This is a genomic window from Kitasatospora sp. NPDC059571 (assembly GCF_042735675.1).
Classification (GTDB): Bacteria; Actinomycetota; Actinomycetes; order Streptomycetales; family Streptomycetaceae; genus Kitasatospora.
Genome location: NZ_JBHWBW010000186.1, coordinates 1 through 13,653 on the forward strand (window position 1 = coordinate 1; position 13,653 = coordinate 13,653).

Annotated in this window: 10 protein-coding genes; 4 read left to right on the plus strand and 6 right to left on the minus strand. The window is 72.5% G+C overall.

The features are described from left to right. Positions 1-134: 134 nt before the first annotated feature. From ACFV0G_RS20970 to ACFV0G_RS20995, 6 genes are all read right to left on the minus strand, one after another. Entirely contained in the window at positions 135-1,529 is a 1,395-nt protein-coding gene (locus ACFV0G_RS20970) for an NAD(P)/FAD-dependent oxidoreductase (protein ID WP_380549766.1), read from the minus strand. 71 nt (positions 1,530-1,600) lie between these two features. Continuing rightward, a complete protein-coding gene (locus tag ACFV0G_RS20975; RefSeq protein WP_380549769.1) occupies positions 1,601-2,404 on the minus strand; it encodes an ABC transporter permease in 804 nt (267 codons plus the stop codon). After that, on the minus strand, positions 2,404-3,333 hold the full coding sequence (locus ACFV0G_RS20980) for an ABC transporter permease (RefSeq protein WP_380549772.1): 930 nt from the start codon (positions 3,331-3,333) through the stop codon (positions 2,404-2,406). The genes ACFV0G_RS20975 and ACFV0G_RS20980 overlap by 1 nt, the downstream gene beginning before the upstream one ends. Then, on the minus strand, positions 3,330-4,475 hold the full coding sequence (locus ACFV0G_RS20985) for an ABC transporter ATP-binding protein (RefSeq protein WP_380549775.1): 1,146 nt from the start codon (positions 4,473-4,475) through the stop codon (positions 3,330-3,332). The genes ACFV0G_RS20980 and ACFV0G_RS20985 overlap by 4 nt, the downstream gene beginning before the upstream one ends. 43 nt (positions 4,476-4,518) lie before the next feature. Then, complete coding sequence (locus ACFV0G_RS20990) at positions 4,519-5,775, minus strand: spermidine/putrescine ABC transporter substrate-binding protein (protein WP_380549778.1); 1,257 nt, start codon at positions 5,773-5,775, stop codon at positions 4,519-4,521. Between the two features lie 49 nt (positions 5,776-5,824). Beyond that, positions 5,825-7,339 carry a gamma-aminobutyraldehyde dehydrogenase gene (locus ACFV0G_RS20995; protein WP_380549781.1) on the minus strand — a complete coding sequence of 505 codons (1,515 nt, stop codon included), beginning with the start codon at positions 7,337-7,339 and terminating at the stop codon, positions 5,825-5,827. 419 nt (positions 7,340-7,758) lie between these two features. Between ACFV0G_RS20995 and ACFV0G_RS21000 the strand changes: the two genes are divergently transcribed. From ACFV0G_RS21000 to ACFV0G_RS21015, 4 genes are all read left to right on the plus strand, one after another. Further along, on the plus strand, positions 7,759-9,414 hold the full coding sequence (locus ACFV0G_RS21000) for a PucR family transcriptional regulator (RefSeq protein ID WP_380549784.1): 1,656 nt from the start codon (positions 7,759-7,761) through the stop codon (positions 9,412-9,414). 122 nt (positions 9,415-9,536) lie between these two features. Then, positions 9,537-10,886 (plus strand): transaminase, encoded by a 1,350-nt coding sequence (locus tag ACFV0G_RS21005; protein WP_380549787.1) that lies wholly within the window; start codon positions 9,537-9,539, stop codon positions 10,884-10,886. Between the two features lie 50 nt (positions 10,887-10,936). Beyond that, positions 10,937-11,377 (plus strand): Lrp/AsnC family transcriptional regulator, encoded by a 441-nt coding sequence (locus ACFV0G_RS21010; protein WP_380549790.1) that lies wholly within the window; start codon positions 10,937-10,939, stop codon positions 11,375-11,377. A gap of 246 nt (positions 11,378-11,623) precedes the next feature. Beyond that, positions 11,624-13,645: a protease pro-enzyme activation domain-containing protein gene (locus tag ACFV0G_RS21015; protein WP_380549793.1), complete on the plus strand. Its 2,022-nt coding sequence runs from the start codon at positions 11,624-11,626 to the stop codon at positions 13,643-13,645. Positions 13,646-13,653: the final 8 nt, after the last annotated feature.

Sequence of the window (13,653 nt, forward strand, 5' to 3'; positions counted from 1 at the left end):
CCCGCCGCTTCCGCCGGATGGACGGCCTGCTGCGGCTCGGCTCCCGGCTCGGCCCCCGGGGGGGGGGCCCCCCCCGGGGCGACCCCCGCGGCCGCCCCGGCGGGGGCGGGGGCGCCGACCGGGGCGGTCGGGGTTCAGCTGTCGAAGCCGAGGCCGAGGCGGTCGAGGGTGCGCAGCCAGAGGTTGCGGCGGCCGCCGTGGCGGTCGGCGCGGTCCAGGGACCAGCGGGTGAGTTCGATTCCGGCCCAGCGGACGGGTTCGGGCGGGAAGGGCAGCGGCTTCTTGCGGACCATCTCGAGTTCGGTGCGCTCGGTGCGCTCGCCGGCGAGGAGGTCGAGCATCACCTCGGCGCCGAAGCGGGTGGCGCCGACGCCGAGGCCGGTGAAGCCGGCGGCGTAGGCGACGCGGCCGCGGTGGGCGGTGTCGAAGAAGGCGGAGAAGCGGGTGCAGGTGTCGATGGCGCCGCCCCAGGCGTGGGTGAAGCGCAGGCCTTCGAGCTGGGGGAAGGTCTCGAAGAACTGCCGGGCGAGGGTGCGGAAGGTCTCCGGGCGCTGGTCGTGCTCGGCGCGGACGCGGCCGCCGTAGTGGTAGATGGCGTCGTAGCCGCCCCAGAGGATGCGGTTGTCGGCGGAGAGCCGGAAGTAGTGGAACTGGTTGGCGCTGTCGCCGAGGCCCTGGCGGCCCTTCCAGCCGATGGCGGCGAGCTGGTCGGCGCTGAGCGGTTCGGTCATCAGGGCGTAGTCGTACACCGGGACGATGTACGGGCGGACGCGCTTGAGCAGGGAGGGGAAGACGTTGGTGCCGAGGGCCACCTTGCGGGCGAAGACCCGGCCGTAGGGGGTGCGGACGGCCATGCCGGTGCCGGACTCGGCGAGGTCGAGGGCCTTGGTGCGTTCGAAGATGCGCACGCCCTGGGCGAGGCAGGCGTCCTTGAGGCCCCAGGCGAGTTTGGCGGGGTGGAGCATGGCGACGCCGTCGCGGTCCCAGATGCCGCCGAGGAAGGTCGGCGAGTCGACCTCGCGGCGGAGCTGGTCGGCGTCGAGGACGGTGATGTCGAGGCCGTGGCGGGTGACGGCCTCGGCGACCTCGTGGAGCTCTTCGAGCTGGTGGGGTTCGGTGGCGACGTCGATCTCGCCGGTGCGCTCCCATTCGCAGTCGATGCCGTGGCGCTTGAGGGCGGTCTCGATGGCGGCGAGGTTCTCCTGGCCGAGCTGTTCGAGGCGGGTGAGTTCGGCGGGCCAGCGCTGGAGGCCGTTGCCGAAGCCGTGGGTGAGGCTGGCGGCACAGAATCCGCCGTTGCGCCCGGAGGCCGCCCAGCCCACCTCGGCCCCCTCGACGAGGACGACGTCGAGGGAGGGGTCGCGCTCCTTGGCGATGAGCGCGGTCCACAGGCCGGAGTAGCCGCCGCCGACGACCAGCAGGTCGCAGGTGGTGTCGCCGACGAGGGCGGGCAGTGCTTCGGGCCTGCCCGGGTCCTCCAGCCAGAACGGGGTGGGTCGGACGTCACTGAGCGCACGGGCGGAGTCCATGCCGTATCAGCCGCTTTCTGAGGGTCGGTGGTGCGGTGGTCAGTAGAACGGGGACGTTCCGTAGAGGGTCATCAGGCGCGCGCCTTCCGGCGGTTGCCCATCCACTGGCCGGCGACGGTGAGGAGGACCGCGGCGACGAACATCGTGGTACCGATCACATTGACCTGGACCGGGATGCCGCGCTGGGAGGCGCCCCAGACGAACATCGGGAAGGTGACGGTGGTAGGGCCCGAGTTGAACTGGGTGATGATGAAGTCGTCGAAGGAGAGCGCGAAGGAGAGCAGCGCGCCGGCGGCGATGCCGGGGGCGGCGAGCGGCAGGGTGATCTTGAGGAAGGTCTGGGCGGGGGTCGCGTAGAGGTCCTGGGCGGCCTGTTCCAGACGGGGGTCCATGCTCATGACGCGGGCCTTGACGGCGGTCACCACGAAGCTGAGGCAGAACATGATGTGCGCGATCAGGATGGTGACGAAGCCGAACGGGATCCGCATGTTGAGGAAGAGCGTGCCGAGCGAGGCGGCCATGACGACCTCGGGCATGGCCATCGGCAGGAAGATCAGCGCCGTGGTGGCGGACCGGCCGCGGAAGCGGTGGCGGGCGAGCGCGAAGGCGACCATGGTGCCGAGGATCGTGGCGCCGAGGGTGGCGAGCAGGGCGATCTGCAGGCTGAGGCCGAGCGAGCCGCACATGTCGGCGACGCCGCAGGGGTTGGTCCAGGCGTCGGTGGAGAACTTGGACCACTCGTAGTTGAACTTGCCCTCGGGCTTGTTGAACGAGAAGGCCAGGACGACGAGGTTGGGCAGGATCAGGTAGGCGAGCGCGAGGACGCCCGCGAGGGTGATGAGGTTCCGGCGGAACCAGCCGAGGACGGTGTTCATCAGACCAGCTCCTCCGTTCCGGCCTTGCGCATGTAGACCGTCACCATGCCCAGGATCAGGGCCATCAGGATGAAGCTCAACGCGGCGGCCGTCGGGTAGGCGAGCACGTTGAGGAACTGCTTCTGGATGCCGTTGCCGACCATCTGCTCGTTGGGCGAGCCCAGCAGCTGGGCGTTGATGTAGTCGCCGGAGGCGGGGATGAAGGTGAGCAGGGTGCCGGCGACGACGCCGGGCAGCGAGATCGGGAAGGTGACCTTGCGGAAGGTGGTGAAGGGCCGGGCGTAGAGGTCGCCGGCGGCCTCGTGGAGGCGGGGGTCGATCCGCTCCAGCGAGGTGTACAGCGGGAGGATCATGAACGGCAGGAAGTTGTAGGTGAGGCCGCAGACCACGGCGAGGGGGGTGGCGAGGACGCGCTGGCCGCTGGTGAGGCCGAGGGCGTCGGTGAGGTTGAGGACGTGCAGGGTGTTGAGCACGCCGACGACCGGGCCGCCGTCCGAGAGGATGGTCTTCCAGGCGAGGGTGCGGATCAGGAAGCTGGTGAAGAACGGGGCGATCACCAGGATGAGGATGACGTTGCGCCAGCGCCGGTTGGCCTTGAAGGCGATGGTGTACGCGAGCGGGTAGCCGACGGCCAGGCAGAGCACGGTGGCGATGCCCGCGTACGCGAAGGAGCGCACGAAGTGCCACTTGTACTCGGAGAAGGCGTCCCAGTACGTGGCGAAGTGCCAGGTGACCTTGAAGCCCTGCTCGAGCGAGCCGGTCTGCAGCGAGGTGGAGGCCTGGTAGACCATCGGCACCGCGAAGAAGACGACGAGCCAGGCGATGCCGGGGAGCAGCAGCCAGTACGGGGTGAGCTTGCGCCGGGTGCGGGCGGGCTTCGCCGGTGCGGCGGCCTCCGCGGGGGGCGCGGCCTCGGTGGTGACGGTCACGCGTCCTCCTCCGCGGTGCCGGCGTCGATCGCCTGGGCGGCGTCCATGCCGAAGGAGTGGGCGGGGTTCCAGTGGAGCATGACGGGCGCGCCGGGGACGATGCGGCTGTCGCGCTCCATGTTCTGCTCGAAGACGGTGAGGTCCTGGCCGGTGGTGGTGCGCACGACGTACTGGGTGGAGACGCCGATGAAGCTGGAGTCGACGACGGTGCCGTCGATCCGGTTGCGGCCCTCGGGGGCGTCGGCGGAGGCGTGCGCGATGGTGATCTTCTCGGGGCGCACGCCGAGGTAGACCTTGCCGGCGTCGGCGGCGCAGCGGGCCTTCGGGACGGCGAGGCGGGTGCCGCCGGCGCTGAGCTGGAGGTCGTCGCCGGAGGTGCCGGTGACCTCGGCGGGGATGAGGTTGGACTGGCCGAGGAAGTTGGCGACGAAGGTGGTGGCGGGGTTCTCGTACAGGTCGGCGGGGGCGCCGAGCTGCTCGATGCGTCCGGCGTTCATCACCGCGATGGTGTCGGCCATGGTCATGGCCTCCTCCTGGTCGTGGGTGACGTGGACGAAGGTGATGCCGACCTCGGTCTGGATGCGCTTGAGCTCCAGCTGCATCTGGCGGCGCAGCTTGAGGTCGAGGGCGCCGAGGGGCTCGTCGAGGAGGAGCACCTGGGGGGTGTTGATCAGGGCGCGGGCGACGGCGACGCGCTGCTGCTGGCCGCCGGAGAGCTGGTGCGGCTTGCGGCGGGCGAGCGGGCCGAGCTCGACCAGCTCCAGCATGTCCTCGACCTGCTTCTTGACGTCCTTCTTGCCGCGGCGGCGCAGGCCGAAGGCGACGTTCTCGAAGATGTCGAGGTGCGGGAAGAGCGCGTAGCTCTGGAAGACGGTGTTGACCGGCCGCTTGTAGGGCGGCAGGGCGGTGACGTCCTGGCCGCCGATGAGGACGGTGCCGGTGGTGGGCTCCTCCAGGCCGGCGATCATCCGGAGGGTGGTGGTCTTGCCGCAGCCGGACGCGCCGAGCAGGGCGAAGAAGGAGCCCTGGGGGACGGTCAGGTCGAGTGGCTGGACGGCGGTCGCCGTGCCGTAGGTCTTGCTGATGCCGGTGAGGCGGACATCGCCGCCGGTGGACGCGGTGTCGGGCGCCTGGTCAGTCATGGCGTGGGGTCTTTCGGTCCGGGGCCGTCGGGTCGGGGGGCGCTCAGGCGCCGATCAGCTTGGAGAACTTGTCCTCGAACTCGGTCTCCTCGGCCTCGGTGAGGGAGCGGAAGGTGTGCACCTTGGCCGCCATCTCCGGGGTGGGTATCACGAGCGGGTTCTGCGCGGCCTCGGGGTCGAGCTTGGCGAGCTCGTCCTTGGCGCCGGTCACCGGGGAGACGTAGCTGATGCCGGCGGTCAGCTCGGCGGCGACCTTCGGCTGGTAGTAGAAGTTGATCAGCCGTTCGGCGTTCTTCTTGTGCTGGGCCTTCGCCGGGATCAGCATGTTGTCGGTGGAGGCGACGTAGCCCTGCTCGGGGACGACGTAGGCGATGTCGGGGTTGTCGGCCTGGAGCTGGATGAGGTCGCCGCCCCAGGCGAGGCAGGCCGCGATGTCGCCGGAGGAGAGCTCCTGGCCGTAGTCGTTGCCGGTGAACTTGCGGATCTGCTGCGAATCGACGCCCTTCTGGAGGCGGGCGATGGCGGCGTTGTAGTCGTCCGCGGTGAACTTCGCCGGGTCCTTGCCCATGTCGAGCAGGGTCATGCCGATGGTGTCGCGCATCTCGGACAGGAAGGTGACCCGGCCCTTGAGGTCGGGGTCGTCGAGGAGCTGCGAGACGCTGGTGACGGCCTTCCCCTTGGTGGCCTTCTTGTTGTAGGCGACGACGACCTGGATGCCGGCCCAGGGGTAGGAGTAGAGGCGGCCCGGGTCCCAGTCGGGGGCGCGGAACCGGGCCTCCAGGTTGGTGATCGCGTCGGTGATGTTGGCCTGGTCGAGCTTCTGGACCCAGCCGAGGCGGATCAGCCGGGCGACCATCCAGTCGGTGAGGACCATCAGGTCGCGGCCGGTGTCCTGGCCGGCCGCGAGCTGGGGCTTGACCTTGCCGAAGAACTCGACGTTGTCGTTGATGTCCTCCTGGTACCGGACCTTGATGCCGGTGGCCGCGGTGAACTCGTCGAGCGAGGCGTGCTTCTGCGGATCCTTGTCGTCGACGTCGATGTAGAGCGGCCAGTTGGAGAAGTTGACCACCTTGTCGGTGTCGGACTTGTCGTCGGCCGCCCGGGCCGAGGGGTCGGCCGCGTCGGCGGTGCCCTTCGCCGGGGGGATGCCGCATGCGGCGAGGGTGGAAGCACCGGCGGCGAGGGCACCCGCGCGCAGCAGCATCCGGCGGCTGAGCGCGGCGCGGCCGCTGGTCAGGCTGCGTTCCCAGGCCTTGCGGACCGGGTCCGACAGGCCGTCGGTGATCTCGTGGAGCTCCATGCGGGGACACCCTCCGGGGGGAAGAGAGGCGCTGGGGAGAGCGATGGGGTTATCGGTCTCCGAAGATGGTGCGGTGCCAGTCCTTGCGGGCGACCGCCGTGGTGTCGAACATGACGTGCTTGACCTGGGTGTACTCGTCGAGGGAGTACTGCGACATGTCCTTGCCGTAGCCGGAGGACTTGTAGCCGCCGTGGGGCATCTCGCTGATGATCGGGATGTGGTCGTTCACCCAGACGCAGCCGGCCGCGATCTCGCGGGTGGCGCGCAGCGAGCGGTGGACGTCGCGGGTCCAGGCGGAGGCGGCGAGGCCGTAGGGGGTGTCGTTGGCGAGCCGCAGGCCCTCCTCGTCGCTGTCGAAGGGCAGGACGACGAGGACGGGGCCGAAGATCTCGCCCTGGACGACCTCGCTGTCCTGGGCGGCGCCGGTGATCAGGGTGGGCAGGTGGTAGGCGCCGAGGGTGAGGTCGGTGCCGTCGTGGCCCTTGCTGCCGGCCGGGCCGCCGGTGACGACGGTGGCGTAGGAGCGGGCGCGCTCGACGAAACCGGCCACCCGGTCGCGGTGGGCGAAGGAGACCAGCGGGCCGAGGTCGGTCTGCGGGTTGCGCGGGTCGCCGAGCCGGACGGCGGCGAACAGGTCGGCGACACCGGCCACGAAGGCGTCGTACAGCGGGCGCTGGACGTAGGCGCGGGTGGCGGCGGTGCAGTCCTGGCCGCTGTTGATGAGGGAGCCGGCGACCGCGCCGTGCACGGCGGCCTCCAGGTCGGCGTCGTCGAAGACCACGAAGGGGGCCTTGCCGCCGAGCTCCAGGTGGGTGCGCTTGACGGTGGCGGTGGCGAGTTCGGCGACCCGCTTGCCGACGGCGGTGGAGCCGGTGAAGGACACCATGGCGACGTCGGGGTGGGAGACCAGGTGCTCGCCGGCGGTGCGGCCGGCCCCGGTGACGACGTTGACGACGCCGTCCGGGATGCCGGCCTCGGTGCAGGCGGCGGCGAACATCAGCGAGGTCAGCGGGGTGATCTCGGCGGGCTTGAGGACGATGGTGTTGCCGGCCGCGATCGCCGGGAGGATCTTCCAGGCGGCCATCTGCAGCGGGTAGTTCCACGGGGCGATGGAGCCGACCACGCCGATCGCCTCGCGGCGCACGTAGGAGGTGTGGTCGCCGGAGTACTCGCCGGCGGCCTTGCCCTCCAGGTTGCGGGCGGCGCCGGCGAAGAAGGCGGTGTTGTCGATGGTGCCGGGGACGTCGAACTCGGTGGAGAGCTTGATCGGCTTGCCGGTCTGGGCGGTCTCGACGCGGGCGAACTCCTCGGCCCGGTCGGCGAGGACGGCGGCCAGCCGGCCGAGCGCCTCGGAGCGGGCCCCGGGGGTGGCGCCGGACCAGCCGGGCAGGGCGGCGCGGGCGGCGGCGACGGCCGCGTCGACGTCGCCCGTGGAGGCCAGGACGACCTCGTGGACGGTGCTGCCGTCGGCCGGGTTGACGACCTGGAAGGGCTCGTCGCCGGTGCCGGCGACGGCTCGGCCGCCGATGTACTGCGCGCCCGCGGCGAAGCTGGTCAGGTCCATCTGGTTCCTCCATGTGCCCGGTGGTTCGGCGCCGCGTCCTGCGCGCGGGCCCGTCGGCGCCATGCTGCCTCGGGGCGGCGGCGATTCCCGTGACCGGACGGACGACTGGTCGAGTCGCCGTATAGCAGACGGGTTGATCCGATGCGGCGGATCACCGGGATTGCGCGATCCTGACAGGCCCAGTTTTCTTCCACAAGGGATTCCGCTGTTGCCTTCTGGTTACGCCACGGATTCCGACGGCGCTCTCGGATTTCGCCACTACCGACTCGCTGACGATGCCGGTTGGGCCCGACGGGTGACAAGGGTCACTCCGACAGGGCCCGGACCAAGGGGCTTACAGGGTGGAAGGCTTGGCAGCGGGTGACAGTGCGTCGCGGCGAGGCAAGATTTCCCTACACCCTGATCACTGGAGGCCCGCGATGCTCCCCACCGTCGCCCGCGTACTCGATCTGGACGTGATGCGGCGCGGCCTGCCCCAGGTACTGGCCGGCGCGGACCACCTGGAGCGGCCCGTCCGCTGGGTGCACGTCAGCGAGCTGCCGGACGTCGCCGGCGTGCTCCAGGGCGGGGAGCTGGTGCTGACCACCGGCATCGCGCTGCCCGACCAGCGCGAGGCGCTGGCCCGCTACGTGCACGACCTCGCCGAGGTGGGGGCCGCCGGCCTGGTGGTCGAGTACGGCCGCCGGTACTTCGACTCGCTGCCGCGCGCCCTGGTGAACGCCGCCGAGCAGCGCGGGCTGCCGCTGATCGCGCTCCGCCGCGAGCTGCGCTTCGTCGCCGTCACCGAGGCGGTGCACGCCTTGGTCGTCAATGCGCAGCTGGAGCAGCTGCGCACCTCCGAGGCGGTGCACCAGGTCTTCAACGAACTGGCGGTGGAGGGCGCCGAGCCGGCCGAGGTGGTCCGGCAGGTGGCCCAGCTGGCCGGGGCGCCCGTGGTGCTGGAGAACCTCTCCCACCAGGTGCTGGCGCACGAGACGGCCGGGCGGGCCGAGGCCGAGCTGCTGGAGGGCTGGGAGGCGCGTTCGCGCGGGGTGCGGCCGCCGGGCCGCACCGGGTACGAGCCGCGGACCGGCTGGCTGGTCACCGCGGTCGGTGCCCGCGGCCAGGACTGGGGCCGGCTGGTGCTGGTCGGCGATCCGGGACCGCTGCCGGAGGGGGTGGCGCACCCGCACGCGATGATGCTGGAGCGCGGTGCGGCGACCCTGGCGCTGAACCGGCTGGTCGTCCGGGACCGGGAGAGCCTGGAGCGGCAGACCCACCGCACCCTGCTGTCGGGCATCCTCACCCATGCGCTGACGGTGAGCGAGGTGGCGCTGCGGGCGCAGGCGCTGGGCGTGCCGCTGGAGAGCCGGCGGCTGGTGGGGATGGTGCTGCGGCAGCGGCGCGGGCCGGTGCCTGCGGCGCTGGAGGCGCAGGCGCGGCTGCGGGACTTCACCGAGCTGGCCGCGGGCGCGGTGCGCAGCTGCCGGCTGTCGGCGCTGGTCGGCGCGCTGGACGACGAGGGTGTGGGGGTGCTGATCGCGCTCGGCTCGCAGCAGGACGAGCACACCGCGTTGGACGCGTTCGCGGCGGCGCTGCGCAAGCTGGTCGCGGACGGGGCGCGGGACGCCGCGGCGCCCGCGCCGGAGCCGGTGATCGCGGTCGGCTCCTCGGTGGGCTCGGTGCGCGACGCGCGGCGCACCCTGCTGGAGGCCACCCAGGTGGCGGACGCCGCGCTGCACGACGCGCCGGGTGCGCGGGCCGCGGCGTACTACCGGCTGCCGGACGTGCGGCTGCGCGGCCTGCTTCACCTGCTGCGGGACGACGAGCGGCTGCAGACGTACGTGGAGCGGGAGCTGGGGCCGCTGCTGGCGTACGACGCGGAGCACGGCGGGCAGCTGGTGCAGATGCTGCGGATCTATCTGGAGCAGGGCCGCAACAAGTCGGCGGCGGCCGATGCGGCGCACCTGTCGCGGCCGTCGTTCTACGACCGCCTTCACAAGGTGGAGCGGGTGCTGGGGGTGGACCTGGACCAGGTGGAGTCCTGTCTGTCGCTGCACGTGGCACTGCTGGCGTTGGACGCCGTACGGCGGTGAAGGCCGGTCCGACGCTCGAATCGATTGCTTAAACAATTGAATCGATCGTTTGAGCTTGTGGCGGCCGCGGATCGGCACGTACCGTCGTTTCACCCCCGCCACCCGCCGAAGTGAGGCACCCCATGGACCGCGCCCGCCTGCAGCATCTCCTCGCCCGTGAAAGCGCCGAGGCGGAGCGCCGCAACCCGCGCTCGAAGGCCGCCTACGAGCGCGCCGACCACCTCTTCGGCCGGGTCCCGATGACCTGGATGAACAAGACCGCCGGCGCCTTCCCGCGGTACCTGGGCACGGCGCAGGGCGCGCGGATCACCGACATCGACGGGCACGAGTACATCGACTTCTGCCTGGGCGACACCGGCGCGATGGCCGGCCACTCCCCCGCGGTGGTGGCCGAGGCGGTCCAGCGGCGCTTCACCGAGCTGGGCGGTGCGACCGCGATGCTGCCGACCGAGGACGCGGAGTGGGTGGGCGCCGAGCTGACCCGCCGCTTCGGGCTGGCCCGCTGGAGCTTCTCGCTGACCGCCACCGACGCCAACCGCTGGGCGATCCGGCTGGCCCGGGCGGTCACCGGCCGCCCGAAGATCCTGGTGAACAGCTACAGCTACCACGGCAGCGTCGACGAGTCGCTGATCGTGGTCGGCCCGGACGGCCGGGGCGCGGCCCGGCCCGGCAACGTGGGCGCGCCCTGCGACGTGACGCTCACCAGCCGGGTCGCCGAGTTCAACGACCTGGAGCAGCTGGAGCGCGAGCTGGCGCACGGCGACGTCGCCGCCGTGCTGATGGAGCCCGCACTGACCAACATCGGCATCGTGCTGCCCGAGCCCGGCTACCTGGCGGGCGTACGGGAGCTGACCCGCCGTCACGGCGTGCTGCTCATCAACGACGAGACGCACACCTTCTCGGCCGGCCCCGGCGGCTGCACCGCGGCCTGGGACCTGGAGCCGGACATGGTGACCATCGGCAAGGCCATCGGCGGCGGCATCCCGGCCGGCGCGTACGGGCTCTCCGCCGAGCTGGCGGACCGGCTGCTGGGCCGCAGCGACCTGGACCTGGTGGACATGGGCGGCGTCGGCGGCACGCTGGCCGGCAACGCGCTGTCGGTGGCCGCGATGCGCGCCACCCTGGAGCACGTGCTCACCGAGGAGGCGTTCGAGCGGATGGACAAGCTCTCCGAGCGGTTCGAGTCGGGCGTGCGGGCCGGCATCGACGCGCACCGGCTGCCGTGGTCGGTGAGCCGGCTGGGCGCGCGGACCGAGTACCGCTTCGCCGACCCGGCGCCGCGCACCGGCACGGAGTCCGCGGCCGTCGCCGACCCCGAGCTGGAGGACTACCTGCACCTCTACCTGGCCAACCGCGGCATCCTGCTGACCCCGTTCCACAACATGGCGCTGATGTGCCCGGCGACCACCGTCGAGGACGTGGACGCGCACACCGACGTGTTCGCCGCCGCGCTCGCCCACCTGGCGGGCTGACGGCGGGCCGGTAGGCTTCCGGCGACCCGGGCCGAGGGAGGACGTACACCGTGGACGACATCGACCGCGCGATCCTGCGGGAACTGCAGAGCGACGGCCGGATCGCGTACGCCGACCTCGGCCCCCGGGTCGGGCTGTCCGCCTCGGCGGCGCGCCAGCGCCTCCAGCGCCTGCTGGACTCCAAGGCCGTCCAGGTGGTCGGGGTGACCGACCCGATGGGCATGGGCGGGCAGGCGATGGCGCTGCTCGGCGTCGGCGTGGACGGCGATCCGCGGGCGGTCGCCGACGAGCTGGCCCGACACGGCGAGGTGGTGTACTCGGTGCTGACCTCCGGCGGCTTCGACCTGTTCGCCGAGGTGGTCTGCCCGGGCCCGCGGGAGCTGCTGGACTTCGTCAACGACGTGGTCCGGCCGATCGAGGGGGTCCGGCAGGTGCAGTCCTTCCCGTACTTCGGCATCCACACCCACCGCTTCCTGTGGGACGTCGGCTGAGCCGGCGTCCGGCCGCCCGCAGGACGCCGCCCTAGGCCACGCGGATGGATCCCGACGACCCGTCAGAACGCTGCACCCGAGGGGCGTGACCTGCGGGCTACGGTGTGATCCCCGCACGCCGCGGGTCCCGTGCGGCCGGGTGCGCCCGCGTGGTGGCGGCAGCAGGACGCCACGGCCGGCGCGGTCGTCGCGACGCCCGCCGGACCCGTGCGACCCGGTCCCGGAATGCCGACCGGGAAGGGCTCCATGCGCATCCGCAGTTCCTGTTCCAGAGGCCGGGCGGCCGCCCTGGCCGTCCTCCTCCCGCTGCTCGCCGCGGCCGGCGCCGTCCCGGCCCGGGCGGACACGCCGGCCCCGCGCCGGGGCCGCGCGGTCGTCCCGAACTCCCGGCCCGCCTGGGCGCAGCCGTCGGCGGACCGCGGCGAGGCGGCCGCTTCGTCGCCGGTGACCGCCCGCGTCTACCTGGCCGGCCGGGACCGGCGCGGGCTGGAGGAGTACGCGCGGCAGGTCTCCGACCCCTCGTCCCGCTCCTACGGCGCCTACCTCACCGCGGCCGCGCTGGAGGCGCGCTTCGGGTCGGGCGAGGAGCAGCACGGACGGGTCCGGGAGTGGCTCGCGTCGGCGGGGCTGCGGGTCGTCGCGGAGACCGGCCACTACCTCGCGGTGCAGGGCGACGCGGCGGGGGCGCAGCGGGCCTTCGGGACGGCGCTGCACGAGTACGCGCGGGACGGCCGGACGTACCGGGCCCCGGCGGGTGAGGTGAGCGTGCCCGCCGGGCTGGCCGAGGACGTGCTCAGCGTGACCGGTCTGACCACGTCGCCGAGCCGGGTCTCCCCGGGCTCGGGGGGCCGACGGGACACCCTGCCCGGCCCCGGCGGCGCCTTCGCCAACTCCGGTCCGTTCTCGGACTTCTTCGGCGCCCGCCCGGCCGCCGGCACCCCGGCGGCGTACGGTGCGGTGCGGCCGTACGTGATCAAGGGGCTGGACGGGGCCGCGCTGCGCGGCGCGTACGGGGCGGCATCGACGGGCCTGACGGGCAGCGGGGTGACGGTCGCGGTGGTCGACGCGTACGACTCGCCGACGATCGGCGACGACGTGACCCGCTATGCCGCGGGGCACGGTGACGCGCCGTACGGCAGGGACCAGTTGCTGCGGTTCGACCCGGCGGTGTGGACGCACACCGCCGACCCGTCGGTGGATCCGGAGGGCTGCGGCGCCGCCGGCTGGTACGGGGAGCAGACCCTGGACATCGAGGCGGTCCACGCGGTGGCACCGGCCGCGGACATCGCGTACGTAGGGGCCGCCTCCTGCTACGACCAGGACCTGATCGACGCCCTCGACCGGGTCGTCGACCGGCACCTGGCGGACATCGTCTCCAACTCCTGGGGCGAGCCGGAGAACGCCTCCGACCCGGCGTTCGACCGGGTCTACCAGCAGCTCTTCCAGCGCGGCGCGGCCACCGGGATCGGCTTGTACTTCTCCAGCGGCGACGACGGCGACGAGCTCGACAACAGCGGCACCAAGCAGACCGACATGCCGGCGTCGCTGCCGTGGGCGACCGCGGTCGGCGGCACCTCGCTGGCGCTGCGGCAGGACGGCGGGTACCGGTTCGAGACCGGCTGGGGGACGCTGAAGTCGGTGCTGTCCGCGGACGGCACGAGCTGGGTCGACCTGCCCGGCGCCTTCAACGGCGGCGCCGGGGGCGGCACCAGTGCCCGCTTCCCGCAGCCGCCCTACCAGCGGGGCGTGGTGCCGGCGGCACTGGCCGGGGCGAACGGCGGGCGCAACCGGGTGGTGCCGGACATCGCCGCCGTCGCCGACCCCAACACCGGCTTCCTGGTCGGCCAGACGCAGGCCTTCCCCGACGGGACGGTGCGGTACGCGGAGTACCGGATCGGCGGCACCAGCCTCGCCTGCCCGGTGATCGCGGCGCTGCAGGCCCTCGCCCAGCAGGCCAAGGGGTCGCCGATCGGCTTCGCCAATCCCACCGTCTACGACCGCTACCGCAGCGGCGCGTTCCACGACGTCACCGACCACCCGCTCGGCGCGGGGACGGAACTCGCCCAGGTCCGGGTCGACTTCGCCAACGGGGTCGACGCCGCCGGCGGCACCGTGGTCTCGCTGCGGACGATGGGCCACGACACCTCGCTGGCCGCGACCGAGGGCTATGACGCGGTCACCGGCGTCGGCAGCCCGACCGCCCGCTACCTCACCTCCTACGCCCGCCCGTTCCACGGCCTTCCGGGGCGGACCGCTCCCGCCGAGTAGGCCCGGGC

What these genes read in the sequence shown, in the direction of transcription:
- ACFV0G_RS20975 (WP_380549769.1), bottom strand. Translation starts at nt 2,404, where the DNA reads ATGAACACCGTCCTCGGCTGGTTCCGCCGGAACCTCATCACCCTCGCG.
- ACFV0G_RS21000 (WP_380549784.1), top strand. Translation starts at nt 7,759, where the DNA reads ATGCTCCCCACCGTCGCCCGCGTACTCGATCTGGACGTGATGCGGCGC.
- ACFV0G_RS21005 (WP_380549787.1), top strand. Translation starts at nt 9,537, where the DNA reads ATGGACCGCGCCCGCCTGCAGCATCTCCTCGCCCGTGAAAGCGCCGAG.
- ACFV0G_RS20995 (WP_380549781.1), bottom strand. Translation starts at nt 7,339, where the DNA reads ATGGACCTGACCAGCTTCGCCGCGGGCGCGCAGTACATCGGCGGCCGA.
- ACFV0G_RS20990 (WP_380549778.1), bottom strand. Translation starts at nt 5,775, where the DNA reads ATGGAGCTCCACGAGATCACCGACGGCCTGTCGGACCCGGTCCGCAAG.
- ACFV0G_RS21015 (WP_380549793.1), top strand. Translation starts at nt 11,624, where the DNA reads ATGCGCATCCGCAGTTCCTGTTCCAGAGGCCGGGCGGCCGCCCTGGCC.
- ACFV0G_RS20985 (WP_380549775.1), bottom strand. Translation starts at nt 4,475, where the DNA reads ATGACTGACCAGGCGCCCGACACCGCGTCCACCGGCGGCGATGTCCGC.
- ACFV0G_RS20970 (WP_380549766.1), bottom strand. Translation starts at nt 1,529, where the DNA reads ATGGACTCCGCCCGTGCGCTCAGTGACGTCCGACCCACCCCGTTCTGG.